Source organism: Streptomyces sp. NPDC048442 (assembly GCF_040651475.1).
Classification (GTDB): Bacteria; Actinomycetota; Actinomycetes; order Streptomycetales; family Streptomycetaceae; genus Streptomyces.
Genome location: NZ_JBEZKB010000017.1, coordinates 131,830 through 156,482 on the forward strand (window position 1 = coordinate 131,830; position 24,653 = coordinate 156,482).

22 protein-coding genes are annotated in these 24,653 nt (G+C 71.2%); 10 read left to right on the forward strand and 12 right to left on the reverse strand.

Going from position 1 to position 24,653, the window contains the following annotated elements; genetic code table 11:
• Positions 1 to 143 precede the first annotated feature (143 nt).
• The 5 genes from AB0D18_RS24605 to AB0D18_RS24625 all read right to left on the reverse strand — a co-directional run bounded on the left by AB0D18_RS24605 (position 144) and on the right by AB0D18_RS24625 (position 6,099).
• Positions 144 to 1,196 carry a LacI family DNA-binding transcriptional regulator gene (locus AB0D18_RS24605; protein WP_362422528.1) on the reverse strand — a complete coding sequence of 351 codons (1,053 nt, stop codon included), beginning with the start codon at positions 1,194 to 1,196 and terminating at the stop codon, positions 144 to 146.
• Positions 1,181 to 2,848 (reverse strand): glycoside hydrolase family 13 protein, encoded by a 1,668-nt coding sequence (locus AB0D18_RS24610; protein WP_362422351.1) that lies wholly within the window; start codon positions 2,846 to 2,848, stop codon positions 1,181 to 1,183. The genes AB0D18_RS24605 and AB0D18_RS24610 overlap by 16 nt, the downstream gene beginning before the upstream one ends.
• Before the next feature lie 69 nt (positions 2,849 to 2,917).
• Entirely contained in the window at positions 2,918 to 3,793 is an 876-nt protein-coding gene (locus tag AB0D18_RS24615; RefSeq protein ID WP_362422531.1) for a carbohydrate ABC transporter permease, read from the reverse strand.
• Complete coding sequence (locus AB0D18_RS24620; RefSeq protein WP_362422354.1) at positions 3,787 to 4,815, reverse strand: sugar ABC transporter permease; 1,029 nt, start codon at positions 4,813 to 4,815, stop codon at positions 3,787 to 3,789. The genes AB0D18_RS24615 and AB0D18_RS24620 overlap by 7 nt, the downstream gene beginning before the upstream one ends.
• Positions 4,816 to 4,821: 6 nt before the next feature.
• Positions 4,822 to 6,099, reverse strand: coding sequence for an extracellular solute-binding protein (locus AB0D18_RS24625; protein WP_362422357.1), 1,278 nt, complete (start codon positions 6,097 to 6,099; stop codon positions 4,822 to 4,824).
• A gap of 312 nt (positions 6,100 to 6,411) precedes the next feature.
• Between AB0D18_RS24625 and AB0D18_RS24630 the strand changes: the two genes are divergently transcribed.
• The 4 genes from AB0D18_RS24630 (at position 6,412) to AB0D18_RS24645 (ending at position 13,401) form a co-directional block, all read left to right on the forward strand.
• Entirely contained in the window at positions 6,412 to 8,121 is a 1,710-nt protein-coding gene (locus tag AB0D18_RS24630) for a glycoside hydrolase family 13 protein (protein ID WP_362422360.1), read from the forward strand.
• 23 nt (positions 8,122 to 8,144) lie between these two features.
• Positions 8,145 to 9,164, forward strand: a complete 1,020-nt coding sequence (locus AB0D18_RS24635; RefSeq protein WP_362422363.1) for a LacI family DNA-binding transcriptional regulator — start codon at positions 8,145 to 8,147, stop codon at positions 9,162 to 9,164.
• 74 nt (positions 9,165 to 9,238) lie between these two features.
• Positions 9,239 to 10,135, forward strand: coding sequence for a phosphatase PAP2 family protein (locus tag AB0D18_RS24640; protein WP_362422366.1), 897 nt, complete (start codon positions 9,239 to 9,241; stop codon positions 10,133 to 10,135).
• Positions 10,136 to 10,410: 275 nt separating this feature from the next.
• Complete coding sequence (locus AB0D18_RS24645) at positions 10,411 to 13,401, forward strand: bifunctional [glutamine synthetase] adenylyltransferase/[glutamine synthetase]-adenylyl-L-tyrosine phosphorylase (RefSeq protein WP_362422369.1); 2,991 nt, start codon at positions 10,411 to 10,413, stop codon at positions 13,399 to 13,401.
• 435 nt (positions 13,402 to 13,836) lie between these two features.
• Here AB0D18_RS24645 and AB0D18_RS24650 read toward each other — a convergent pair whose 3' ends face one another.
• The 4 genes from AB0D18_RS24650 to AB0D18_RS24665 all read right to left on the reverse strand — a co-directional run bounded on the left by AB0D18_RS24650 (position 13,837) and on the right by AB0D18_RS24665 (position 16,841).
• Positions 13,837 to 14,349 (reverse strand): DinB family protein, encoded by a 513-nt coding sequence (locus AB0D18_RS24650; protein ID WP_362422372.1) that lies wholly within the window; start codon positions 14,347 to 14,349, stop codon positions 13,837 to 13,839.
• Positions 14,350 to 14,358: 9 nt separating this feature from the next.
• Positions 14,359 to 15,096, reverse strand: a complete 738-nt coding sequence (locus AB0D18_RS24655) for a class I SAM-dependent methyltransferase (RefSeq protein WP_362422375.1) — start codon at positions 15,094 to 15,096, stop codon at positions 14,359 to 14,361.
• Between the two features lie 93 nt (positions 15,097 to 15,189).
• Positions 15,190 to 16,551 (reverse strand): type I glutamate--ammonia ligase, encoded by a 1,362-nt coding sequence (gene glnA, locus AB0D18_RS24660; protein WP_362422378.1) that lies wholly within the window; start codon positions 16,549 to 16,551, stop codon positions 15,190 to 15,192.
• A gap of 140 nt (positions 16,552 to 16,691) precedes the next feature.
• The gene (locus AB0D18_RS24665) at positions 16,692 to 16,841 is read right to left on the reverse strand and encodes a hypothetical protein (RefSeq protein ID WP_362422381.1); all 150 of its coding nucleotides are present in this window, start codon (positions 16,839 to 16,841) and stop codon (positions 16,692 to 16,694) included.
• Between the two features lie 103 nt (positions 16,842 to 16,944).
• On the opposite strand from AB0D18_RS24665, the gene AB0D18_RS24670 reads away from it, so the two are divergent.
• The 3 genes from AB0D18_RS24670 to AB0D18_RS24680 all read left to right on the forward strand — a co-directional run bounded on the left by AB0D18_RS24670 (position 16,945) and on the right by AB0D18_RS24680 (position 18,813).
• On the forward strand, positions 16,945 to 17,367 hold the full coding sequence (locus tag AB0D18_RS24670; protein ID WP_362422383.1) for a hypothetical protein: 423 nt from the start codon (positions 16,945 to 16,947) through the stop codon (positions 17,365 to 17,367).
• Between the two features lie 79 nt (positions 17,368 to 17,446).
• Positions 17,447 to 18,133, forward strand: a complete 687-nt coding sequence (locus tag AB0D18_RS24675) for a DUF3105 domain-containing protein (RefSeq protein WP_362422386.1) — start codon at positions 17,447 to 17,449, stop codon at positions 18,131 to 18,133.
• The gene (locus tag AB0D18_RS24680) at positions 18,130 to 18,813 is read left to right on the forward strand and encodes a DUF305 domain-containing protein (RefSeq protein WP_362422389.1); all 684 of its coding nucleotides are present in this window, start codon (positions 18,130 to 18,132) and stop codon (positions 18,811 to 18,813) included. Before AB0D18_RS24675 ends, AB0D18_RS24680 begins: the two co-directional genes overlap by 4 nt.
• 286 nt (positions 18,814 to 19,099) lie before the next feature.
• Here AB0D18_RS24680 and AB0D18_RS24685 read toward each other — a convergent pair whose 3' ends face one another.
• The 3 genes from AB0D18_RS24685 to AB0D18_RS24695 are packed head-to-tail and all read right to left on the reverse strand — an operon-like array spanning position 19,100 to position 21,206.
• Positions 19,100 to 19,519: a DUF5990 family protein gene (locus AB0D18_RS24685; RefSeq protein WP_362422391.1), complete on the reverse strand. Its 420-nt coding sequence runs from the start codon at positions 19,517 to 19,519 to the stop codon at positions 19,100 to 19,102.
• Between the two features lie 38 nt (positions 19,520 to 19,557).
• Positions 19,558 to 20,484: an alpha/beta hydrolase gene (locus AB0D18_RS24690; RefSeq protein ID WP_362422534.1), complete on the reverse strand. Its 927-nt coding sequence runs from the start codon at positions 20,482 to 20,484 to the stop codon at positions 19,558 to 19,560.
• Between the two features lie 5 nt (positions 20,485 to 20,489).
• On the reverse strand, positions 20,490 to 21,206 hold the full coding sequence (locus AB0D18_RS24695; protein ID WP_362422394.1) for a DUF998 domain-containing protein: 717 nt from the start codon (positions 21,204 to 21,206) through the stop codon (positions 20,490 to 20,492).
• A gap of 87 nt (positions 21,207 to 21,293) precedes the next feature.
• Between AB0D18_RS24695 and AB0D18_RS24700 the strand changes: the two genes are divergently transcribed.
• The 3 genes from AB0D18_RS24700 to AB0D18_RS24710 all read left to right on the forward strand — a co-directional run bounded on the left by AB0D18_RS24700 (position 21,294) and on the right by AB0D18_RS24710 (position 24,602).
• Complete coding sequence (locus tag AB0D18_RS24700; RefSeq protein ID WP_362422537.1) at positions 21,294 to 21,725, forward strand: DUF6153 family protein; 432 nt, start codon at positions 21,294 to 21,296, stop codon at positions 21,723 to 21,725.
• A 92-nt stretch (positions 21,726 to 21,817) separates the two neighbouring features.
• Entirely contained in the window at positions 21,818 to 23,461 is a 1,644-nt protein-coding gene (locus AB0D18_RS24705; protein ID WP_362422397.1) for a multicopper oxidase family protein, read from the forward strand.
• Between the two features lie 154 nt (positions 23,462 to 23,615).
• Positions 23,616 to 24,602, forward strand: coding sequence for a DUF4190 domain-containing protein (locus tag AB0D18_RS24710; protein ID WP_362422400.1), 987 nt, complete (start codon positions 23,616 to 23,618; stop codon positions 24,600 to 24,602).
• The last annotated feature ends 51 nt before the right edge of the window (positions 24,603 to 24,653 follow it).

The following is a 24,653-nucleotide window of genomic DNA, read 5'->3' on the forward strand; positions in this document are numbered from 1 at the left end:
GGGAACGGCGCCGGGGCGGCCGTCGCCGACGAGCTGGCCGCCGCCCTGAACCCCAACAAGCGCGTGGAGATCGCCCAGCGCCGGACGGACGAGCTGGTGCGTCACGACACCGGGGTCGGCAGCCCTGCACACCGCCGACGACGTCAGGCCCTCACCTGCCCCGTCGAGCCCCGCACCACCAGCTCCGGCTGGAACACGAATTCCGTCCGGCCCACCGCTACCGCACTGCCCCTGATCTCCTCAAGCAGCGCGCCGACCGCCGCCGTCGCCATCGCCTGCACCGGCTGGCGGACGGTGGTGAGCGGCGGGTCGGTGAAGGGGGTCAGCGGGGAGTCGTCGTAGCCGACGACCGACACGTCCTCGGGGACGCGCAGGCCCCGGTCCCGTGCCGCCCGGATCACACCGAGCGCCATCATGTCGCTGCCGCACACCACTCCCGTGCACCCCGCGTCGAGCAGCGAGCCCGCCGCCGCCTGGCCGCCCTCCACGCTGAACAGGGTGTGCTGGATCAAGTCCGCCGAGCCCGTCGCCTCGATGAAGCCCTCGCGTTTGCGGTGCGAGGGGACGTAGCGGACCGGGCCGACCGCCAGCCCGACCCGGATGTGGCCCAGTTCGCGCAGATGCGTCACGGCCATCTGTGCGGCGGCGCGGTCGTCCGTCGACACGAAGGGGGCCGTGACCGCCTCGTTGTAGCCGTTGACCAGGACGTACGGGACTGAGCGCGCGGTCAGCGCCTCGTAGCGGGCCGGGTCGCTGGAGAGGTCGGAGTGCAGGCCGGAGAGGAAGACGATGCCGTCGACTCCTCGTTCGACGAGTTGCTCGACGAGCTCGTCCTCCGTCGCTCCGCCGGGGATCTGGGTGCAGAGCAGCGGGGTGTAGCCGTGGCCGGCCAGGGTCTGCTCGATGACCTGGGCGAAGGCCGGGAAGATCGGGTTGGTCAGTTCCGGGGTGAGCAGGCCGATGAGGCCCGCGCTGCGCTGCTTGAGGCGTACCGGGCGTTCGTAGCCGAGGACGTCGAGCGCGGCCAGCACCCGTTGGCGGGTGCCGGCCGCGACACCCGCCTTCCCGTTCAGGACACGGCTGGCCGTCGCCTCGCTGACCTTGGCCTGCGCGGCGATGTGGGCCAGCCTCGGGGCGGCGGGAGCGGTTGCGTTCCCGCCGCCCCGAGGTGCGGGAACACTCACACGGCCCACCAGACGGTGGTGTCGGCGGGCAGGTCGAACTCGTCCTCGTCGCACGTCACTTCGGCGCTGGCGAGGAGTACGCGGCCGGGGACGGCCATGCGTACCGGCGTGCCCGTGGTGTTCGCGGTGCAGACGAAGCCGTCGCGGGCGAAGGCGAGGACACCGGCCGGGGCGTCGGGCAGCCACGTCACGTCCGTGCCCGCGCCGAGGCCCGCGTGGTCGCGGCGGACGGTGAGTGCGGAGCGGTACAGCTCCAGGGTGGAGTGCGGGTCGCCGGTCTGGGCCTCGACCGACAGGCCCGCCCAGGAAGCGGGCTGCGGGAGCCAGCTGCCGCCCGAGCCGAATCCGTACGAGGAACCCTCGATCGTCCACGGGATCGGCACCCGGCACCCGTCGCGGTAGCCGTCCTGGCCGTCCGCGCGGAAGAAGGACGGGTCCTGGCGGGCCTCGTCCGGGAGGTCCGTGACGTCGGGGAGGCCGAGCTCCTCGCCCTGGTAGACGTACGCCGAGCCGGGGAGGGCGAGCATGAGGAGGGTGGCGGCGCGGGCCCGGCGCAGGCCGAGTTCGCCGTCGCCCGCGGTGCGGATCTGGGTGCCGAGGCCCGCCGGGTTGGCGAAGCGGGTGGTGTGGCGGGTGACGTCGTGGTTGGAGAGCACCCAGGTCGCGGGGGCGTCGACCGGGCGCATCGCGGCGAGGGAGCTGTCGATGACCTCGCGGAGGGCTTCGGCGTCCCAATGGGTGCCCAGGTACTGGAAGTTGAAGGCCTGGTGCAGTTCGTCGGGGCGGACGTAGTTCGCGGTGCGCTCCAGGGTCGGGGTCCAGGCCTCGGCGACGCCGATCCTCTCCCCCGGGTACTCGTCGAGGATCTTCCGCCAGGAGCGGTAGATGGCGTGCACCCCGTCCTGGTCGAAGAACGGCATGACGTCGTTGCCGAGGAGCTTGAGCTGGTCGTGCGCGCCGAGGTCGGGCAGGCCCTCCGCCTTGACCAGGCCGTGCGCGACGTCGATGCGGAAGCCGTCGACGCCCAGGTCCAGCCAGAACCGCAGGATCGAGCGGAACTCGTCGGCGACGGCCGGGTGCTCCCAGTTGAAGTCGGGCTGCTCGGGGGCGAAAATGTGCAGGTACCAGTCGCCGTCCGTGCCGTCGGGGTTGGTGGTACGGGTCCAGGCGGGGCCGCCGAAGAGCGACTCCCAGTCGTTCGGGGGGAGTTCGCCGCTCGCGCCCTTGCCGGGGAGGAAGTGGTAGCGGTCGCGCAGTGCGGATCCCGGGCCCTCGGCGAGTGCCCGCTTGAACCACTCGTGCTGGTCGGATGAGTGGTTGGGGACCAGGTCCGTGATGACGCGCAGGCCCAGCGCGTGCGCGTCGCGGATCAGACCGTCGGCGTCCAGCAACGTACCGAACATGGGGTCGATGGCCCGGTAGTCGGCGACGTCGTACCCGGCGTCGGCCTGCGGGGACGCGTAGAACGGGCTCAGCCAGACGGCGTCCACACCCAGGTCGCGCAGGTACGGGAGGCGGCTGCGGACGCCTGCCAGGTCGCCCATGCCGTCGCCGTTGCCGTCGGCGAAGCTGCGCGGGTAGACCTGGTAGATCACCGCGTTCCGCCACCATTGGGTGGCGGTGGCAGCCGTGGCGGGGGCAGGGGCAGCGAGGTGCTGGGTCATGTCGTCCCTGGGGGGTGTGGGGTGGGCGTCCGGGTCAGGACGTACGTACGTGGTGCGCAAGAGGGGTGGTCAGCCCTTGGTCGCGCCCGCCGTCATGCCGGCGACCAGGTGGCGCTGCACGAAGACGAAGACGAGTGCGGCCGGGATGGCGATCAGCACGGAAGCGGCGGCCATCGGGCCCCACTGGCTGCTGTACTGGTTGACGAACTTCTGGAGTCCGCCCGCGAGGGTCATGTTCTCGTCGCCGACCAGGAAGGCCGAGGCGTAGGCGACTTCGCCCCACGCGGTGATGAAGGAGTAGAAGGCGGTGACCGCCAGGCCCGGCTTGGCGAGCGGCAGGATGAGCCGCCAGAAGGTGCCGAACGGGGTCAGGCCGTCGACCTGGCCCGACTCGTCGAGTTCGCGCGGGATGCCGTCGAAGAAGCCCTTCATCATCCAGGCGCAGAACGGCACCGAGATGGTGAGGTACGTGATGACCAGGCCGATCGGCTGGTTGAGCAGGCCCAGCTTCGCCATGGTGTTGTAGATCGGCACGATCAGGACGGCGACCGGGAACATCTGGGTGATCAGCAGCGTCCACATCAGGCCGCGCTTGCCGGGGAACCGGAAGCGGCTCACCGCGTAGCCCGTCGTCGCCGACACGAAGACGCCGATGACGGTCGAGAGTCCGGCGATCAGCAGCGAGTTGCCGAACCACGTCAGGAACGGGGTGTCGTTGATCAGGCCGGTGTAGTTCTCCAGCGTCGTCTCACGGACGAAGTCGGTGGTGGTCGCGTGCTTCGCCGGCTTGAGCGAGGTCAGCAGGACCCACAGCACCGGGAAGACGGCGACGACGGAGGCGACGACGAGCGTGGCGTGCAGGCCGAACGAGGCGAGCGGCGAACGGCGTTCGCGGATCTGGACGTTGGCGCTCTGGCCCGTCACCAGGGTGGGGGTGGTCACCAGACTTCTCCCTGCTTGCGGAGGACTCGCCGGTAGACCGCGGCGAAGAGCATCAGGAGTACGAGGATCAGCACGCCCCACGTGGAGGACTGCGCGAAGTCGCGCGGGCTGATCTCAAAGGAGAACTTGTACGCCTGGGTGACGAGGATCTGCGTCGCCTCGCCGGGTCCGCCCCGGGTCAGCAGGAAGATCACCGGGAACATGTTGAAGGTCCAGATGGTGGAGAGCAGGATCACCGTCGTGCTCACCGGGCGCAGGCCCGGCATCGTGATGTGCCGGAAGCGCTGCCAGGCGGTGGCGCCGTCCATCTCCGCGGCCTCGTACAGCTCGCCGGGGATGGACTGCAGCCCGCCGAGGAGGGCGACCATCATGAACGGAACGCCGAGCCAGACGTTGACGCTGATCACGGCGAACTTCGCCCAGGTCGGGTCGTTCAGCCACGGCACGGCGTCGATGCCGCCGCCCGCGAGGAGCTTGTTGAGGAGTCCGTTGTCCTGGTTGTAGAGGAACCGCCAGGCGAAGACGGACACGAAGCCGGGGACCGCCCAGGGCAGGACCAGCAGCATGCGGTAGAGGCCGCGTCCCGCGATCTGGCGGTTCAGCATGTTGGCGAGGCCCATGCCGAGCGCGAAGGTGATCGAGACGCAGGCGACGGTCCACAGGACCGTCCAGCCGAGGGTGGCGAGGAACTGGCTGCCGGTGATCGCGTCGACGTAGTTGTCGAGACCGACGAACTTGTACGTCGCGGGCAGGTGGTTGACGCCGATGGACCGCTCGACGTTGCGCTCGTTGGCGTTGGTCAGCGACAGGTAGATGCCGCGGACCAGCGGGTATCCGATGATGACGCCGATGACGACCACCACGGGGGCGACCATCGTCCAGGCGTACCAGTGGGTGGAGAACGACCGGCGGAACCTGCCCGGCGGCCTGCCCGTCTCGTGCGGGCCGGTGCCACGGCTCCGGCCGCGGGCGAGGTCCTCGCCCGCGGCCTTCACCAGAGGCCGGCCGGTGTCAGCGGCAGCCATCAGTTGCTACTTCCAACCCTTGAGGAGCTTGCGGTACGCCTCAGCGGTGGTCTTCACGCCCGCTTCCGGGGCGGCCTGACCGGTGAGGACCTTGGTGTACTCGGTGACCAGCGGGGCGAACAGGCTGCCGGTCTCCGGGATCCAGGGGCGCTCGACGGCCTTCTCGACGACCGGCTTGAAGAAGCCCACGATCTCGTTCTTGGCGACGTCCGGCTGGGCGTAGACCGAGGTGCGGGTCGGCAGGAGGTTGAGCTCCTTGGTGACCTGCGCCTGGACCTCGGGCGAGGACATGTAGTCGACGAAGGCGTACGAGGCGTCGAGGTTCTTGGAGCCCGCGTACACGCCGAGGTTGTGGCCGCCCTGCGGGGCGCCCTGCTTGGCGGAACCGGCCGGGACCGGGGCGATGCCCAGGTTGGCCTTGTCCTTGAACTGGTCACCGGCGTAGGTGTCGGCGATCGCCCACGGGCCGTTGATCATCATGGCGACGTCGCCCGACTTGAACGCCTTCTGCATGTTGTCGAAGCCGTCGGTGGCGTCGGTCTTGGCGGCACCCGAGGTGACCAGGTCCTTGACGACGTTCATGGCCTTGACGCCGGCCGGGTTGTCGATCGTGACGGTCTTGGTCTTGGCGTCGACCAGGTCGCCGCCCTCACCGTAGAGGAAGGAGAGGAACCAGTACGCGTCGTCGCCGCGCAGGTACATGCCGGTCTTGCCGGTCTTCTCCTTGATCTTCTTCGAGGCGGTCTTCAGGTCGGCGATGGTCTTGGGGACCTCGACGCCCGCGTCCTTCAGCATCTTCTTGTTGTAGAAGATGCCCATCGAGTCGATGACCTGCGGGACGGCGTACGTCTTGTCCTTGTACTTCGTGGAGGCCGCCGCCTGCGGGAGGAAGTCGCCCGCGTTCTTCAGGGCGGTGGTGCCGTCCAGCGGGGCCAGGTAGCCGAGGTCCGCGAAGTCGGGGGTCCAGGCGACCTCGGAGCGGATCACGTCGGGGGCGCCGGAGCCCGCCTGCGCGGCGTTCTTGAACTTGTTCTGCGCGTCGCCGAAGGGCACGTTGACGTACTTGACGGTGACCTTGGGGTGCTTCTTGGTGAAGTCGGTGGCGATCTTCTTGAAGACCTTGTCCTCGCTGCCGACCGTGGAGGTGTCCCACCAGGTGACCTCGCCGGCCAGTTCGCCGCCGCCCGAGCTCTTGCCCGAGCCGCCGTCACTGTCGCCGCCGCAAGCCGTCGCCGCGAGCGCCAGGGTCGCGACCAGGGCGGTGGCTGCTATGCCACGTCGCATCTGAACTCCTTCAACTGCCGTACCGCTCCGTCGCGGCGCCGGGTCGTGGAGGAACGTAACAAGCCTGAAAGAAGTCCGAAAGAGTTTGCGGGAAATTTCTGCAAGGGGGGTGGATCGTTACATCGGCGTGTCCTGGGGATTGCCGCCGGACCCCTTGCAGGGCAGGCCGGAGGGGTGGGGAGGCCGGATTGAGGGGCCCGTCACGGTATTCGCAAGAACTTGCAAGGCTGTTACTTTCGGAGGGCACCGGCGTTGATCCCGTAGTGGCCGAGCAGTTGCCGACACCGGAGCCCGTACGAGAGCGAGCAGCCCATGAGCCTCCTGCGCACTGTGCACCCCGAGAACACCGTGCACCCCGAGAACCTCACGGCGCCCGGCGCCGAGCCCCGCTCCTTCGCCTCGCGGTGGTGGCGCGACGCCGTCATCTATCAGGTGTACGTCCGGTCCTTCGCCGACGGCGACGGGGACGGCATCGGAGATCTGCCCGGCATCCGCGCGCGCCTGCCGCAGCTGGCCCGGCTCGGTGTGGACGCCGTGTGGCTGACCCCCTTCTACGCCTCGCCGCAGGCGGACGGCGGCTACGACGTCGCGGACTACCGCAGGGTCGACCCGCTCTTCGGGACACTGGACGACGCGGTCCAACTCGTCGACAGCGCACACGATGTGGGACTGCGCGTCATCGTGGACGTGGTCCCCAACCACACCTCCGACCAGCACGAGTGGTTCCGGGCGGCGCTGGCCAACGGCCCGGAGCGCGACCTCTACCACTTCCGGCAGGGGCGGGGCGCGGACGGTGAACTCCCGCCCAACGACTGGGAGTCGGTGTTCGGCGGCCCTGCCTGGACCCGCGTCGCGGACGGCTCCTGGTACCTGCACCTCTTCGCCCCGCAGCAGCCCGACCTCAACTGGGAGAACCCGGCCGTGCACGCCGAGTTCGACTCGATCCTGCGGTTCTGGCTGGACCGGGGCGTCGACGGCTTCCGCATCGACGTCGCGCACGGCATGGTCAAAGCCGCCGGGATGCCGGACATCGGGGCCCGCGAGCAGGCGAAGATGATCGGCTCACAGGTCCTCCCCTTCTTCGACCAGGACGGGGTGCACGCCATCCACCGCGGCTGGCGGCGGCTGCTCGACTCCTACGAAGGGGAGCGGATCGGTGTCGCCGAGGCGTGGGCGCCGTCCCCCGAGCGGCTCGCGCTGTACGTGCGCCCCGACGAGCTGCACCAGGCCTTCAACTTCCAGTTCCTCAACTGCCCTTGGGACGCGACGGCGATGCGGGCGGTCGTCGACGCGTCGCTCGCCGCCACCGGTTCGGTCGGGGCTCCCACGACCTGGGTGCTGTCCAACCACGACGTGGTGCGCCACCTCACCCGGTACGGGGCCGACGACTACCGGAAGGGACTGCGGCGGGCCCGCGCCGCGGCCCTGCTGATGCTGGCGCTGCCGGGCTCCGCGTACCTCTACCAGGGCGAGGAGCTCGGCCTGCCCGAGGTGACCGACCTGCCCGACGAGGCCCGCCAGGACCCCTCCTTCTTCCGCACCGACGGGCAGGACGGGCTGCGCGACGGGTGCCGCGTACCGATCCCGTGGGACGGCGACCGGGCACCGTACGGCTTCGGCAGCGGCGACACAGGCGCAGGCACCGGCACCGGCACCGGCACCGGCACTGGCACTGGCACTGGCACCGGCAGCTGGCTTCCGCAGCCGGACGGCTGGAAGCTGCTGAGCGTGGCGGCGCAGACCGGTGTCGAGGGCTCGACGCTGGAGCTGTACCGCAGGGCGCTCGCGGTGCGCAGGGAGCTGCCGGGTCTCGGCGACGGCGGGATGGAGTGGCTGCCGTCACCGGCGGACGGGGTGCTCGATTTCGTACGCCCAGGCTTCCGCTGCCTCCTCAACACGGGCGCCGAACCCGTCGAACTCCCCACCCCCGGAAGGCTGCTGGTCACCTCGGCCGCCCTCGCCGACGACGGTGGAAGCGTCACCCTTGCGGCCGATACCTGCACTTGGTGGGCAATCCGATGAGCCGCCCGGTAAGGTCCCCTTCCATGACCGCACGGCTAGCCGACATCGCAGCCCAGGCGGGGGTCAGCGAAGCGACGGTCAGCCGGGTACTGAACGGCAAGCCGGGTGTTGCCTCGGCCACCCGCGAATCCGTACTCGCCGCACTCGACGTCCTCGGGTACGAGCGCCCCGTCCGGCTGCGCCGGCTCAGCGCGGGCCTCGTCGGTCTCATAACCCCCGAGCTGGAGAACCCGATCTTCCCCGCGCTCGCCCAGGTCATAGGGCAGGCGCTGACCCGCCAGGGCTACACGCCGGTGCTCGCCACCCAGACCCCCGGCGGCTCCACCGAGGACGAGCTGACGGAAATGCTCGTCGCGCGCGGCGTCTCGGGCATCATCTTCGTCTCCGGGCTGCACGCCGACACCACGGCCGACATGCAGCGCTACGAGCAGCTGCGCGCCCAGGGCGTCCCCTTCGTACTCGTCGACGGTTTCTCGCCGAAGGTGCAGGCCCCGTTCATCTCGCCGGACGACCGGGCGGCGATGCGTCTCGCGGTCACCCATTTGGCGGCACTGGGGCACACCCGGATCGGCCTGGCCGTCGGGCCGAAGCGGTTCGTGCCCGTACTGCGCAAGATCGAGGGCTTCCGCAGCAGCATGCAGGAGCGGCTCGGCCTGAGCGCCGAAGAGGCGGAGGAGCTGATCCAGCACTCCCTCTACACGCTGGAGGGCGGGCAGGCGGCGGCCTCCGCGCTCATCGAGCGGGGCTGCACCGCGGTCGTCTGCGCCAGCGACATGATGGCGCTCGGCGCGATACGGGCGGTACGGCGGCTGGGACTTGACGTACCGCGTGACGTGTCGGTCGTCGGGTTCGACGACTCGCCGCTCATAGCGTTCACCGATCCACCGCTGACGACCATCCGTAAACCGGTGACCGCGATGGGCCAGGCGGCCGTCCGCGCACTGCTGGAAGAGGTCGGTGGGACCCCCGCCCCGCACAGCGAATTCGTCTTCATGCCGGAGCTCGTCGTACGGGGGTCAACCGCCTCAGGGCCTCGTCCTTGAGTCGTACGGGGGACGGGCCAGAACCCACCGGAGGATGATCGGTACCGGACAACGATCTGGCAGACTCGTCTTCCATGGGTGAAGCGACCACGAGAACCGAGGCGGGCCGGGCGGCCGGCCGGAGGGCCACCACCATCCCGTCACCCGATGCGGACGACGACGGGACACCAGGGGCCCGCCGCAAGGCCGGCTCCGTGGTCGAACGCATCCGGTCGCCGCGCCGCCCACGCATCTGGTTCGAGCTCCTGCTGATCGTGGTCAGCTACTGGATCTACTCGATGATCCGCAACGCCGTCCCGGAGCAGAAGGCGAAGGCGCTCGCCAACGCCGACTGGATCTGGAAGGTCGAGAACGACCTCGGGATCGCCGTCGAGAAGTCCGTCAACCATGCCATCGACTCGGTGACCTGGCTGATCGTGTCGATGAATTACTACTACGCGACGTTGCACTTCATCGTGACGATCGGCGTGCTGGTGTGGCTGTACCGGTGGCAGCCAGGGCGGTACGCGGCGGCGCGGACGATCCTGTTCGCCACGACCGGTGTCGCACTGGTCGGCTACTACCTGTACCCGCTGGCGCCGCCCCGGCTGATGAACGGCGGCGGCTTCGTCGACACCGTGCTGGTCCACCACACCTGGGGATCAATGGCGTCGGGCGACCTCAAGAACATGTCGAACCAGTACGCGGCGATGCCTTCGATGCACATCGGGTGGTCGACGTGGTGCGGGCTGACGATCTTCTTCCTGGCTTCGGCGCCGTGGGCGCGGATCCTGGGGCTGCTGTATCCGACCCTGACGCTGGTCGTGATCGTCGCCACCGCCAACCACTTCTGGCTGGACGCGGTGGGCGGACTGCTCTGCCTCTCCTTCGGGTACGCGGTGGCCTACGCCTGGTACGGGTCGCTGCCGCACCGGCTGCCGAAGGTGGTATCCGGGGGCGGACGGGGTCGGCTGCTGCCGGCGCGGGCGTAACGCTTAGCGCTGGCCGCGGGGTGGGGCGGGCACGGGGCCGCAGGGCGCGGGGCGGGGGCCCGGGGCCGGTGGGCGTCGTGCGGGTGCGTCGTGGCTGATCGCGCAGTTCCCCGCGCCCCTAACTGCCTGCCCCATATCCGCTAGCCCTCTTGGGCAGCGGGACCGCCCCCCGGGGGCGGGACTGGTGGGCAAGGGGGCGGCCCCACGCGGAGCACGACCCCACCCCATAGGCTCGGAGCCACACCGCCAGCGCCGAGCAAAAGGCAGGGACCCCGATGGCCGCCCCCGGGCGTCGCAGCAGCACCTTCACGCGCCTGATCCGGCACGGTTTCACCGACCCCGCCGCCGCCGAGCGGCTCCTCGACGACGACGCCCTCGCCCTCGTGCGCCACGACCCCGTCCTGCTCGACGCCCTCGGTGCGAGCGCCGATCCCGACCTCGCCCTGCGCAGCCTCGTACGGCTCGCGGAGGCCCAGCCGGGGGACGACGAGCGGCAGGAGTTCCTCCGTACCCTCGTCGCCGCGAAGCCCCTGCGGGACCGGCTGCTCGGGGTTCTCGGCACCTCCGAGGCCCTCGCCGACCACTTGGCCCGGCACCCCTCCGACTGGCACGCCCTGCTCACGTACGAGGCGACGGACCTGCACCCCGGGGTGGCGGAGTTCGAGCACGGGCTCGCCGCCGCCGACGACCAGGACGCGCTACGGGTGGCCTACCGGCGGTGCCTGCTGACGATAGCGGCGCGTGACGTGTGCGGGACGACGGACGTCGCGGAGACCGCCGCCGAACTCGCGGACCTCGCGACGGCCACGCTCAGGGCCGCTCTCGGACTCGCCCGCAGCGCCGCGCCTGAGGACGCCGCGATGTGCCGTCTCGCGGTGATCGCGATGGGCAAATGCGGAGGTCACGAGCTGAACTATGTCTCCGACGTGGACGTGATCTTCGTCGGGGAAGCGCTGGACGGCGTGGACGAGGCCCAGGCGATGCGGGCCGCGACCCGGCTCGCCTCACACCTCATGCGGATCTGTTCGGAGACCACCGTCGAGGGCACCATCTGGCCGGTGGACGCCAACCTCCGCCCCGAGGGCCGCAACGGCCCCCTCGTCCGTACCCTCTCCAGCCATGTCGCGTACTACCAGCGGTGGGCGAAGACCTGGGAGTTCCAGGCGCTGCTCAAGGCCCGCCCGGTGGCCGGGGACCCCGCCCTCGGCGAGGAGTACGTCGCGGCCCTCTCCCCCATGGTGTGGCAGGCCGCCGAGCGCGAGAACTTCGTCCCCGACGTACAGAAGATGCGCCGCAGGGTCGTCGACAACATCCCACCCGGGCAGGTCGATCGGGAGCTGAAGCTCGGGCCCGGCGGGCTGCGCGACGTCGAGTTCGCCGTGCAGCTGCTCCAGCTGGTGCACGGCAGGAGCGACGCGTCGCTGCACAGCGGCTCGACACTGGAAGCGCTGCAGGCGCTCGCCGCCGGAGGGTACGTGGGGCGGGCGGACGCCGCGCAGCTCGACGAGGCGTACCGGTTCCTGCGGCAGCTGGAGCACCGGATCCAGCTGTACCGGCTGCGGCGCACCCACCTGGTACCCGAGGAGGAGGCGGACCTGCGGCGCCTCGGGCGGTCGCTGGGGCTGCGCGGGGAGCCCGTCACCGAGCTCCAGCAGGTGTGGCGGCGGCACGGGGGCGTCGTGCGCCGGCTGCACGAGAAGCTGTTCTACCGGCCGCTGCTCGACGCCGTCGCCGGGCTCGCCCCCGGCGAGACCCGGCTGAGCCCGCGGGCCGCCGGCCAGCGGCTCCAGGCGCTCGGGTACGCGGACCCGGTCGGCGCCCTGCGCCACCTGGAGGCCCTGTCGTCCGGCGTGACCCGCAAGGCCGCCATCCAGCGCACCCTGCTGCCCGTACTGCTCGGCTGGTTCGCGGACTCGGCCGACCCGGACGCCGGGCTGCTCGGCTTCCGCAAGGTGTCGGACGCACTGGGCAAGACCCCCTGGTACCTGCGGCTGCTGCGGGACGAGGGCGCGGCGGCCGAGAACCTCGCCCGGGTCCTCTCCGCCGGCCGCCTCGCCCCCGACCTCCTCCTGCGCGCCCCCGAGGCGGTCGCCATCCTCGGCGACCCGCTGGGGCTCACCCCGCGCACCCGCGAGCACCTGGAGCAGGAGGTGCTGGCCGCGGTGGGCCGCGCCAACGGCGCCGAGGCGGCGGTCGCCGCGGCACGCGGGGTGCGCCGCCGCGAGCTGTTCCGTACCACCGCCGCAGACATCATCGGCTCGTACGGTACGGAGGACAGCCCCGCCGAATCCGACCCCGGCGCTCTCGTCGACCGGGTGGGCTGCGCCCTGACCGCCCTCAACGCGGCAACCCTCGCAGGCGCCCTGCGGGCGGCGGTCCGCGCCCAGTGGGGCGACGAACTCCCCACCCGTTTCGCCGTCATCGGCATGGGCCGCTTCGGCGGCCAGGAGCTGGGTTACGGATCCGACGCCGACGTCCTGTTCGTCCACGAGCCGCGCGAGGGCGTCGACGAGCAGGAGGCCGCACAGGCCGCCAACAAGGTCGTCACGGAGATGCGACGACTCCTCCAACTCCCCACCGCCGACCCACCGTTGATGATCGACGCCGACCTGCGCCCGGAGGGCAAGAGCGGCCCGATGGTCCGCTCCCTGAAGTCGTACGAGGCGTACTACCGGCGGTGGTCCCTGGTCTGGGAGAGCCAGGCCCTGCTGCGCGCCGAACCGATGGCCGGCGACCTGGAGCTGGGCGGCCGCTTCATCGAGCTGATCGACCCGCTGCGCTACCCGGCGGAGGGCCTCGGCGAGGACGCGGTCCGCGAAATCCGCCGCCTGAAGGCCCGCATGGAGTCGGAACGGATGCCGCGCGGCGCCGACCCGACGCTCCACACGAAGCTGGGGCGCGGCGGCCTGAGCGACGTCGAGTGGACGGTCCAGCTCCTCCAGATGCAGCACGGCTGGGCCGAACCGGGCCTGCGCACCCCCCGCACACGGGATGCCCTGGCCGCCGCCCACGCGGCCGGCCTGATCCCGACCGAGGAGGCCCAGATCCTCGACGAGGCCTGGGTCCTGGCCTCCCGGGTACGCAACGGCGTCATGCTGGTACGCGGCCGCGCCGGCGACACCTTCCCCTCGGACGGCCGCGAACTGGCCGCCATGGGCCGCTACTTGGGCTACGAGACGGGGCACGTGGGCGACATGCTGGACGACTACCGCCGCATCACGCGACGGGCACGTGCAGTCATGGAGGACCGCTTCTACGGGGCATAACCCTGCCCCCTGGCCCCGAGCCCCGAGCCCCTAGCCCTCTTGGGCAGCGGGGCCGCCCCCCGGGGGCGGGACGGGTGGGCAAGGGCGCGGCCCCCACGCGGAGCACGCCCCTCCACCACCGCACCCGCTCCGCCACCGCACCCCCGTGCGGCCCGGTGGGCCGCTTCGCGGATTCGGCCCCGCCCCACCCCTCCACCTAAACCGCTCGCCGCGGGGCGGGGGCGGGGAAAGCATCACGGCTGGCGCCGGTGGGGGCGAGCGTCCCGGGCTGCGCCCGGTGCACGGCTGCGCCGCGCGTCCTCAAACGCCGGACGGGCTGGAGTGGCTGGACCAGGCTGAAGATGCCCGGACAGGACTGAAGTGGCCGCACAGGGCTGAAGTGGCCGGCCAGGGCTGAAGGGGTTCGGCCGGGCTGAAGGTGGCCGGCGGGCCGTTCTACGCCCCCACCACCCCGTCCACCCCTTCCCGCAGAAAGTCCGCATGCCCGTTGTGCCGCGCGTACTCGTGGATCATGTGCAGCATCACCCACCTCAACGACACGTCCTCGCCCCACCGCGCGAAGTGGCTGTACACGTCCAGCGACTCCGCCTCCCGCTCGATGCGGCGGGCGTGCTCCACCTCCGCCTCCCAGGCGGAGAACGCCTCGCCGCGCGTGGACGTGCTCGCGTCGTACGCCTCCTGGTAGTCGCTCTTGTCGGACCAGAGGTGCGGGAGGTTCTCCTGGTTGACGACACGCCGGAACCAGGTCCTCTCGACCTCCCCCATGTGCCGTACGAGCCCCAGCAGCGAAAGCGTCGACGGCGGCATCGACTTCTGCCGCAGTTCCTCGTCGTTCAGCCCCTCGCACTTCATGGCGAGGGTGGCGCGGTGGAAGTCGAGGTAGGCGCGCAGCATTTCGCGTTCGGTGCCGCGCTTGGGGGGTTCGGGGCGATTGTCGACGGTGGTCATGGGATCCGGTCAGCCTTTCGTCGAGCGGAGCAGCAGGGTGTGGAAGCCGAAGCTGTCGCGGTAGCCGCGCAGCCATTCGGTGCGGTGGACGGCGGAGGTTTCGAGGGCGGCCGCGCTGTCGGGGTCCTCGGGGTGGTCCACGGCCCATTCGGCGAGCGACCCGGTCCAGTGCCACTCGTAGTCGTCGAGTTCGTGGCGGGTGCTGAGGTGGCCGTAGACCGGGACCCAGCCGTCGGCGGCGATGTTCTCCACGGTCGTCGCCAGGTCCTCGTACTCGCCGAGCATCTCGACGGCCTCGGGGCTGGGGTCGGTGAGCCAGTACGCGTCGCCGACCAGCACGGTCCCGCCGGGTGCGAGGTGCTTGCGCGCGGCGGCGAGGGTACCGAGGATCCCGCCGAAGGCGTGCGTGGCGCCGACGCTGAGGACGACGTCGAAGGGGCCCTGGAGGGTGGCGGTGGCGGCGTCCGCGGCATGCAGTTCGAGCCGGTCGCCGACGCCTCGCGCGGCTGCTTGCGCACGTGCCTCTTCAAGGGCGTTCGCCGCGATGTCGACACCGACCGCGGTCGCGGCGGGGTGCGCCTCCAGCGCCCGGATCAGCCATTCCGCCTGGCCGCAGCCGAGATCGAGGAGCCGTGCGCCGTCCCGGGTGACGGCCCGGTCGATGAGCCGCCGTACGGATTCGTCGTCGAGCGGGGCCGCGATCGGGTGGTGCGCGTGGGCCAGTTGGGACCTGCGTGATCGTTCCATCCGGGCAGCGTCTCAGCAACGTGCCCCTGTCGCACCCGTAATTCGGCTCACAGTGCCAAACAGACTCAACGGGTGCGACAGGAGGAGCAGTTGCTACAGCACCGGCAGGTTCTTCCGCAGCTCGAAGGCGGTGACCTCGGAGCGGTACTCCTCCCACTCCTGCTTCTTGTTGCGCAGAAAGAAGTCGAAGACGTGCTCGCCGAGGGTTTCGGCGACGAGTTCGCTGCGTTCCATCAGGGCGATGGCTTCGCCGAGGTTCTGCGGGAGCGGCTCGATGCCCATGGCGCGGCGCTCCGCGTCCGAGAGGGCCCAGACGTCGTCGTCGGCGCCCGCCGGGAGTTCGTAACCCTCCTCGATGCCCTTGAGGCCCGCGGCGAGCAGCACCGCGTAGGTGAGGTACGGGTTGGCGCCGGAGTCGATCGAGCGGACCTCGACCCGGGCCGAGCCCGTCTTGCCCGGCTTGTACATCGGGACGCGGATCAGGGCGGAGCGGTTGTTGTGGCCCCAGCAGATGTACGAGGGGGCTTCGCCGCCCGCGCCCGCCGCGCGGGACGAGCCGCCCCAGATGCGCTTGTAGGAGTTGACCCACTGGTTGGTGACGGCGGAGATCTCTGCGGCGTGCTTGAGCAGACCGGCGATGAACGAGCGGCCCACCTTGGAGAGTTGGTACTCCGCGCCCGACTCGTAGAAGGCGTTCCGGTCGCCCTCGAACAGCGACAGGTGGGTGTGCATGCCCGAGCCGGGGAATTCGGAGAACGGCTTCGGCATGAAGGTGGCCTGCACGCCCTGTTCGAGCGCGACCTGCTTCATGACCAGGCGGAAGGTCATGATGTTGTCGGCCGTGGAGAGCGCGTCGGCGTAGCGCAGGTCGATCTCCTGCTGGCCGGGGGCGCCCTCGTGGTGGCTGAACTCCACGGAGATGCCCATGGATTCGAGCATGGTGATCGCCTGGCGGCGGAAGTCCATGCCGACGTTCTGCGGGGTGTGGTCGAAGTAGCCGGAGTTGTCGGCGGGGGTGGGGCTGGAGCCGTCCAGGGGCTTGTTCTTCAGGAGGAAGAACTCGATCTCGGGGTGGGTGTAGAAGGTGAAACCCAGGTCCGAGGTCTTGTTGAGGATCCGCTTGAGGACGTAGCGGGGGTCCGCGAAGGACGGCGAGCCGTCCGGCATGAGGATGTCGCAGAACATCCGCGCCGTGCCGGGAGCCTCCGCCCGCCAGGGCAGGATCTGGAAGGTGCCGGGGTCCGGCTTGGCGATCATGTCGGACTCGTAGACCCGGGCGAAGCCCTCAATGGCGGAGCCGTCGAAACCGATGCCCTCGTCGAAGGCCTGCTCCAGCTCGGCGGGGGCCACCGCGACCGACTTCAGGAAGCCGAGCACATCGGTGAACCACAGGCGTACGAAGCGGATGTCCCGCTCCTCCAACGTACGGAGCACGAATTCCTGCTGCTTGTCCATTTTCACTTCCATTCCTTGCTGGTCAGGCCGCCTGCTCCCACGCCTCGGGACACACTGGGGGCACCCCAGCATCCCACCACACGGTTTCCGGCAGATTGCGGACCGGCCCCTGATCACCGTGGCGGGATCACTGCGCGGGATCACTGCGGCGGACGGCTGACCACGTACACCGTGCGCAACAGCACCGCCGCCGAGATCGCCAGGAGGTGGAAGCCGGCGAGTCCGTACAGGCTCAGCGTCTCACCGATCCTCGGGCCGCCCTTCATGTCGACGATCTGCAGTCCGATCACGCCGAGGAAGACGCCGACGGCGGCGAGGACGACGCGGGACTGTGCATCAGCCGGTGACGCCTACTGGTGACGTACGGCGAGGTGGCCGTTACGATCGCGCCTCATGGGGGGTTTACGGCACTTCCGCAACAGGGGCACCAGCGCACACGTCGCGCGCATCAGGCGCGGCGTGTCCCTCCTGTGCGCCGTCGCGGCCCTTTTCGGCGCGCTGCTGGTCTGTCTGGGCCCTGCGGCGGGGGCCGGGGGCGGTGAGGTGCATGCGGGCTCCGCCGCCGAAGCCGCCGCGTTCACTCCCGTCTTCCCGGCGTCGCCCGCGTACAACTGCCCCTACGGCCAAGGTGATTGCGGGGTCTTCCCGCACGCCTCGCCCGCAGTGCTGACCGCCCCGCCGCTGGAGCCGCTGCCGGGCACCGTGGCTCCGCAGGTGCGGCACGGGGGCGACGGCGGGGTCGTGGGGATCACGCGCGGGGACGGGGCGTGGGCGCGGGCCCCGGGAGCGCATGTGCTGATGGTGCTGCGGAGGTAGGAGCGAGTACGGGCGCGGTACGGGCGCCGCACTGGCGCGCCGAGCGCATGGAATCCGGCAACTCCCCTCTCCGACAAGGATGTTCAGCATGTCTGTCGACACCTCACGCAAGGCCCGAATAGAAGAGATGCGGCGCGCCGACAAGTCGCGCGAGCGCCGCAACAGGATCGTCGCGTTCAGCGTCGGCGGAGCGGTCCTGGCCGGTCTGATCGGCTTCGGTGCGTACGTCTTCACCAAGGAGTCGGACAGGAAGAATTCCGAGGTCGCCGACGCCAAGGGCCCGATCAAGGGCGAGAAGGTCTGGGACGCGAAGAAGCTGGGCCGCACCCATGTCACCAAGCAGGTCACCTACCCGATGACCCCGCCGGTCGGCGGCGACCACCATCAGGCGTGGATGAACTGCCAGGGCGACGTCTACAAGAAGCCGGTCCCCGCCATGAACGCCGTGCACTCGCTGGAGCACGGCGCGGTCTGGGTCACGTACAACGACAAGGCCCCGAAGGCCGACCTCGACAAGCTGGCCGCGAAGGTCAAGAAGACGCAGTACTCGCTGATGAGCCCGCTGCAGGAGCAGGCCGGGCCGATCATGCTGAGCGCGTGGGGCAAGCAGGTCACGGTGGACGGGGCGGACGACCCGCGGGTCAACCGGTTCTTCACGCGGTACGTGATGGGCCCGCAGACCCCGGAGCCGGGCGCGGCCTGCTCGAACGGGGTGACGCTGGACGCCTCCGGCGCTCCGGTGATGGGCGGGGGCATGCGGGAGTGACGCGCTCGTGGTGGCGTGCGGTGGGGACGGTGGTGTTCGCGCTGGCGGTGGTGGTGGGGGCGGTGACGGTGACCCGGGTGGCATCGGGGGCTTCTGGGGATTCTGGGACTTCCGCCGCCGCCGAGTCGGCGGCTCCTGCGGGGAATTCGGCGGACGCCGGGTTCGCGCGGGACATGGCGGCGCATCATCAGCAGGCGGTGGAGATGTCGTTCGTCGTACGGGACCGGACGAAGGATGCGGACGTACGGCGCCTCGCGTACGACATCGCCAATACGCAGGCCAACCAGCGGGGCATGCTGCTGGGCTGGCTGGACCTGTGGGACCTGCCGAAGATCGCGTCGCCGGACGCGCCGCCGATGGCGTGGCTGGGCGAACCCTCCGGGCAGCCCGGCCCATCCGGGCACGTCGGCCACGCGGTCCGTCCGGACGGACTGATGCCGGGCATGGCCACCCGGGCCGAGCTGAAGGCACTGGGCGAGGCGGACGGCAAGGCGGCGGAGGTCAGCTACCTGCGGCTGATGACCGCCCACCACAAGGGCGGCGTCACGATGGCCCGGGGTTGCGCGAGGCTGTGCACGGTGGGGGTGGAGCGGGAGCTGGCGCAGGGGATGGTGGATGCGCAGGAGGCGGAACTGGAGCTGATGGAGGGGATGCTGAGGGAGCGGGGGGCGGGGCAGTAGCGCCGTCGCGAGGGCGTGCGGTCGGGGGGGCGTGCTCCGCGTGGGTGCCGCCCCCTTGCCCACCCGTCCCGCCCCCGGGGGGCGGCCCCGCTGCCCAAGGAGGCTCGGGGAGGTAGGGGCAGGCATTTAGGGGCGCGGGGAACTGCGCGACCAGCCACGACGCACCCGCACAATGCCCCCGGTCAGCCCGGACGCACCCGCACAATGCCCCCGGCCAGCCCCGACGCACCCGCACACCGCCCCCGCCCCGCGCCCAGCGGCCGGCGGCTGGCCGCCCGAGCCGCCCCTACCCCCACACAATCCTCGGCGGCCGCACCCCCGCACACAACGGCATTCCCGCCGAGTCCGTCAGACCCACCCGCCCCTCCGCCGCCCCCGCGGCGACCAGCGGTCCCGGTACGTCCGCCAGGAAGATCTTCGCTCGGCGGAACATCTCGAACTCCCCGCCCTCCGGCCGCTCCCCCCACGTCAGATACACGAACCGCTCCCCCGGCCGCCCCTGCACATGCGGACCCTTGAAGTCCGCTCCCCCGTCACGCCCCTGCACCACCTCCACCGGAAACTCCCACACCGCCTCGGCCGCGTCCCCCCGCACCAGCCCCTCGGGCTCCTTCTTTCGCTGCACGGCGACATGCACGTCCCTGAACTCACCGCACTCGCTCCCGGGCAGCGCATGGCCCACGATCCGCAACTTCAGTTCGGTCATGCCTCCATACCAGCACAGGGGTCTGACACCCGGCCCGTTCAGCCCCTCAGTACCGCCTCCGCCACCCGCTCCGGCCGGTCCAGCATCAGCAGGTGGCCGGCGGGTGAGGCGATTTCGAAGCGGGCGGCGAGCGTGTCGGCCAGGTCGCGTTGCCGGTCCAGCCAGCGCAGCGCGGAGCGCCTCGGCCTGCCGTCGTACGCGGCGAGGACCGTGACCGGCACGTGCCCGGGGAGCGGGCGGGATGCGCGCAGGGCGAGGAGTTCGGCGGCGACCGCCAGGTAGTGGGTGTTCTCCAGGAGCGCGCCCTGCAGCACGCGCGCGGTGCGGTAGGTGCGGCGTACGAGAGGGGTGGGCGCCGGGTCGTGCGCGCCGCGCGCCCGTGAACCCCGTACGGCGGCACGGCGCACGGCCGGCCCCAGGGCCGCCGGGATCCCCGCGGCGACGAGGGCCGCCCCGAGGGCCCCCGCCGCCGCCGTCCGGACGGCGGGCGCCGCGGGGACGCGCGCGTGGGGCTCGACACTGGAGTCCACGAGGACGACCGACGCGGTGCGTTCGGGATACAGCCGGGCGAACGCCTCGGCATGGAATCCGGCAATGGAATGCCCGACGACGGTCACAGGCCCGGCCACGTCCACACCCGCACGCGCACCCACACGCGCACCCACACCCGCACCCGCACCCGCACCCAAATCCGCAACCGCACCCAAATCCGCAACCGCATCCACCACCGCCGCGATCCGCTGCGCCTCCCCCGCCGCCGTCGGCGGCACCCGTGCCGCGCCCGAGAGCCCGTGTCCCGGCCGGTCGAAACGCACCACGGTGCGGTACGGCGCGAGCAGTGCGGCCACCGGTTCCCAGTCGAACCAGCTCATCGCGAGCCCCGCGCTCAGCACACACACCGGCCCGCTGCCCTCGACGAGCACATGGTGCGCAACCCCGCCGATCTCCCAGAAGAACTCATCCATGTCTGTCACGGGGACAGCCTCTCGCGCCGCACCGAGTACGCGAGCACCGCCAGCCACATCGCGACCAGCAGCACCTGGAGCCGCTGCCCGATGCCGAGCGCCCAGGTGCCCCGTCCGGCCTCGAACGCGGCGACGGACGCCAGCGTCCAGGTGGTGGCGGCCAGTTCGAGCCAGACCAGCACCGGCCCCCTGCGGGAGAGCGGGGACCACTGCCGGTACCGGTGGGCGGCGACGGTCAGCGCGACGATGCCGGTGAGCGCGCCCAGTACGGCGAGGCTGCTGCTCCACGCGTGTGCCGTGTGGGTGGCGGGGACGAGCCCCGCGGTCTCCCGCGCGGCGCACTCCGGGTCGACGGTGGGCGCACAGCTCAGCGGCAGCCGCGAGTCCGCGACGGTCGCCCCGCCGAACAGGACGAGCCCCGCCCAGCCGGCCAGCAGCCAGGGGCGGCGCGGAGTACGGACCAGGGCCCACAGCGCGCCCAGGAGAAGCAGGGTGCCCGCCGCCAGGTCGGTGGCGCGGAAGACGCCGCCCAACGGCTGGTCGGCGGCGGCCAGTTCGCTCACGTACGTATTGATGGGGTCCAGGCCCGTCCATACGAGCACTTCGAGCACCCACGCGGTGTACGCGGCGGCGCCGAGCCCGAGGAGGAGGGAGACGGGGCGGGAGGAGTCGGAACGGTCGGGGCCACGGTCAGGACCAGTCGGCACATCGAATGTGGACATAGTGGGATAGATGCTAGTTCGAAGTGCTCATTCGGAACCCCACCCCTCCCCGAGGGGGATACCCGGCGGGGGTAGGGTGCGGGCATGATGTCGACGAGCGTGGGGGGTGCGTGGGGCGGCCGGCTGCTGCTGTTCGCGGCGCTCCTGCTCGGCATCGTCACGATGCACACGCTCGGCCATCCCTCCGGGGAGCACGGCGGGCGCGACACCGGATCCGTCAGCATCAGCGCGCCGATGACGGCACCTCACGCACTGCACACCGCCCCCGGAACGACGGCTTCCGACCCCACCCCCGCCCTCTCCTCCCCCCAAGGCCCCCTGCACGGCATGGACCCGATGTCGGTCTGTCTCGCCGTGCTCACCGCCTGGGGCGTCGCCCTGCTCGGGGCCCGGTTGCTGACGAGCCGTCCGTTCGCGTGGGCCGCTCCGCCCGGGGGCGGTGTGCTGCTGCGTGCGCTGTGGCCCCGGCCGCCGCCACGCAAGGCTGTTCTCGCCAGGTTGTCGGTTCTGCGGATCTAGGAGCGGGCCCGCCGTTTCCCCGTACCGGAAACGGCTCCGCCTTCGACCCAGAGAACGCAGAGAACACCGACAGACACACGAGGTACTCCGTCATGCGTACGCACCACACGCGCCGCACCCTCCTCGGCGCGGGAATCGCCGCCGCCTCCACCGGGCTCCTGGCCGCCTGCTCCGGTTCCGACTCCAGTGCCGGCTCGTCCGGTCACGCGGGAATGGACCACGGCGGCTCCGCGCCGTCGCCCTCCCCCGCCGCCCCCAAGGGCTTCGTCGCTCCGTACGACAGGGAGGTCGCCACCGCCGAGGCCGCCCGTGGGGCCCGCGGCCCGGTCCGCTCCGTGAAGCTCACCGCCACGCCCACCACCCTCGACCTCGGGGGCGGTACGACGGTCAAGTCGTGGGCGTACGGCGACGCCCTGCCCGGCAAGGAGGTGCGGGTCACCGCGGGCGACACCCTCGCCCTGACCCTCGCCAACCACCTCCCGGCCCCCACCTCCCTGCACTGGCACGGCCTCGCCCTGCGCAACGACATGGACGGCGTCCCCGGTCTCACCCAGCAGGAGATCAGGCCCGGCGCCGACTTCGCCTACCGCTTCGCGGTGCCCCACCCGGGGACGTACTGGTTCCACCCGCACTCGGGCGTGCAGCAGGACCGCGGGCTGTACGCGCCGCTGATCGTGGAGGACCCGAAGGAGCCGCTGAAGTACGACAAGGAATGGGTCGTCGTCCTGGACGACTGGGTGGACGGCGTGGACGGCTCCACCCCGGACGCGGTGCTCGCCGAACTCAGCAAGGGCATGGGCGCCATGGACCACGGCAGTGGCGGTGGCGGAGGTGGCCACGAGGGGCACTCGATGCCCGCACCGGACAAGCCTGCCGCGACGACTCCGCCCGCCGGCGGCGGTCCCTCCCGCATGCTGATGGGCGCCACCAGCGACCTCCTGGGCGCCGACGCGGGTGATGTGGCGTACCCGCACTACCTGGTCAACGGCCGTACGCCGGCGGCCCCTTCGACGTACCGCGCGAAGCCGGGCGACCGCATCCGGATCCGCCTGATCAACGCGGGCGGGGACACCGCCTTCCGGGTCGCGCTCGGCGGCCACCGGATGACGGTCACGCACACGGACGGCTTCCCGGTCGAGCACGCCACGACGGACGCGCTGCTGCTGGGCATGGGCGAGCGGTACGACGTGCTGGTCACCGCAGGGGACGGGGTGTTCCCGCTGACGGCGGTCGCCGAGGGCAAGAAGGCCGCGGCCCTCGCACTGCTGCGCACCGGGGGCGGCGGCGCGCCCTCCGCCTCCGTACGGCCGAGGGAACTGACCGGAAAGCTGCTGACGGCCGACAAGCTGGCGGCGGCCGGGTCCGTGGCACTGCCGTCCCGGAAGCCGGACCGTACGATCCGGATCCGGCTCACCGGCGGGATGGCGAAGTACGACTGGGCCTTCGACGGGAAGCCGTACACCCCCGACCAGCGGCACGCGGTGAAGGCGGGCGAGCGGGTCCGTCTCGACTTCACCAACGCGACGGCGATGTGGCACCCGCTGCACCTGCACGGCCACACCTTCGCCCTGGCGAACTCCGCGGGAGGCGCCCGCAAGGACACCGCGGTCGTCCTGCCCAACGGGCGGCTGACGGTGGACTTCGACGCCGACAACCCGGGCCTGTGGATGATCCACTGCCACAACGTCTACCACTCGGAGGCCGGAATGATGACGGTCCTGGGCTACCGGCGCTGACCGGGCGCGAACGCCGCCGGGGCGGGGCCGAGCGCCCCGCCCCGGCGGCCCGCGAAGAGATGTAAGCAAAGGGTGAAGGCGCTGTTAGGGTCCTCGGAGCCCGCGAAGTCGAACCCGTATTCGCACTCGCCCACCGGACTCCGAGGACCCCCGCATGACCCAGCCGCCCTCTCCGCACGAGCCGAACCCGTGGGCCCCGCCCCAGAGGGACGCCCAGGAACCGGCCGCACCTGGGCAGTCCGAGCAGTTCGGGCAGCCCGGACAGCCCGGGCAGCAGACCATGATCGACGGCCCGCCGGCCGCTCCGTACGCGCCCGGACAGGGTTACGGATACGGCCCGACGCCCCCGTACGGCTACGGCCCGCAGCCCGAGGCCCCGCGCAACGGCATGGGCATCGCCGCCCTGGTGCTCGGCATCTTCGGCCTCCTGCTCAGCTTCACGGTCTTCCTGTTCTGGCTGAGCTGGCTGCCGTGCCTGCTGGCCGTGATCTTCGGCTTCGTCGCCCTCGGACACATCAAGAAGGGCGTCGCCAACAACCAGGGCCTGGCCTGGAGCGGCCTGGCCCTGGGCGCGGTCGGCATGGTGCTGACGATCCTCGGAGGCGTCCTCACCGTTACTTTGTTCAAGACCGGTGTCGACGAGTACGACCGCATACTCCAGGTGGAGGCGTCGGAGAGCCGCAAGGCCGACGACGCCCAGTCGCGGAAGGCGGCCGACGAGGCAGCGGCGGAGAAGGCCAGGCACCTGAAGTTCGGCGAGACGTACACCTACCCGAACGGGCTCAAGGTCACCGTCGCGAAGCCGCTCCCGTACGCCTTCGACGACTACACCGTCTCGGTCGAGACCAAGGGCAAGAAGGCACTCCAGGTCGTCGTGACGGTGGTCAACGGCAGCTCCGCGCCGGTCGACTTCAAGACGGCCCTCCCCCAGGCGACCGACGCGGAGGGCAACGACGCGGAACTCGTGATCGACGCGAGCAGCCGGCAGCAGATCATCAGCGGCAAGGTCGGACCGGGCAAGACGAAGGTGGGCAAGACCGCCTACGCCATGCCGGCCGGGGCGACCGGCTCGCTGGAGGTCATCTTCACCCCGGACGTCGCCCACTTCGAAGACCTGACCTGGTCCGGCCCCACCAAGTAGCCCCACCAGGCAGCCGCACCAGGCAGCCCCACCAAGTAGCCCCACGCAGCA

What these genes read in the sequence shown, in the direction of transcription:
- AB0D18_RS24610 (WP_362422351.1), bottom strand. Translation starts at nt 2,848, where the DNA reads ATGACCCAGCACCTCGCTGCCCCTGCCCCCGCCACGGCTGCCACCGCC.
- AB0D18_RS24620 (WP_362422354.1), bottom strand. Translation starts at nt 4,815, where the DNA reads ATGGCTGCCGCTGACACCGGCCGGCCTCTGGTGAAGGCCGCGGGCGAG.
- AB0D18_RS24625 (WP_362422357.1), bottom strand. Translation starts at nt 6,099, where the DNA reads ATGCGACGTGGCATAGCAGCCACCGCCCTGGTCGCGACCCTGGCGCTC.
- AB0D18_RS24630 (WP_362422360.1), top strand. Translation starts at nt 6,412, where the DNA reads ATGAGCCTCCTGCGCACTGTGCACCCCGAGAACACCGTGCACCCCGAG.
- AB0D18_RS24635 (WP_362422363.1), top strand. Translation starts at nt 8,145, where the DNA reads ATGACCGCACGGCTAGCCGACATCGCAGCCCAGGCGGGGGTCAGCGAA.
- AB0D18_RS24640 (WP_362422366.1), top strand. Translation starts at nt 9,239, where the DNA reads ATGGGTGAAGCGACCACGAGAACCGAGGCGGGCCGGGCGGCCGGCCGG.
- AB0D18_RS24645 (WP_362422369.1), top strand. Translation starts at nt 10,411, where the DNA reads ATGGCCGCCCCCGGGCGTCGCAGCAGCACCTTCACGCGCCTGATCCGG.
- AB0D18_RS24650 (WP_362422372.1), bottom strand. Translation starts at nt 14,349, where the DNA reads ATGACCACCGTCGACAATCGCCCCGAACCCCCCAAGCGCGGCACCGAA.
- AB0D18_RS24655 (WP_362422375.1), bottom strand. Translation starts at nt 15,096, where the DNA reads ATGGAACGATCACGCAGGTCCCAACTGGCCCACGCGCACCACCCGATC.
- glnA (WP_362422378.1), bottom strand. Translation starts at nt 16,551, where the DNA reads ATGGACAAGCAGCAGGAATTCGTGCTCCGTACGTTGGAGGAGCGGGAC.
- AB0D18_RS24670 (WP_362422383.1), top strand. Translation starts at nt 16,945, where the DNA reads ATGGGGGGTTTACGGCACTTCCGCAACAGGGGCACCAGCGCACACGTC.
- AB0D18_RS24675 (WP_362422386.1), top strand. Translation starts at nt 17,447, where the DNA reads ATGTTCAGCATGTCTGTCGACACCTCACGCAAGGCCCGAATAGAAGAG.
- AB0D18_RS24685 (WP_362422391.1), bottom strand. Translation starts at nt 19,519, where the DNA reads ATGACCGAACTGAAGTTGCGGATCGTGGGCCATGCGCTGCCCGGGAGC.
- AB0D18_RS24690 (WP_362422534.1), bottom strand. Translation starts at nt 20,484, where the DNA reads ATGGATGAGTTCTTCTGGGAGATCGGCGGGGTTGCGCACCATGTGCTC.
- AB0D18_RS24695 (WP_362422394.1), bottom strand. Translation starts at nt 21,206, where the DNA reads ATGTCCACATTCGATGTGCCGACTGGTCCTGACCGTGGCCCCGACCGT.
- AB0D18_RS24700 (WP_362422537.1), top strand. Translation starts at nt 21,294, where the DNA reads ATGTCGACGAGCGTGGGGGGTGCGTGGGGCGGCCGGCTGCTGCTGTTC.
- AB0D18_RS24705 (WP_362422397.1), top strand. Translation starts at nt 21,818, where the DNA reads ATGCGTACGCACCACACGCGCCGCACCCTCCTCGGCGCGGGAATCGCC.
- AB0D18_RS24710 (WP_362422400.1), top strand. Translation starts at nt 23,616, where the DNA reads ATGACCCAGCCGCCCTCTCCGCACGAGCCGAACCCGTGGGCCCCGCCC.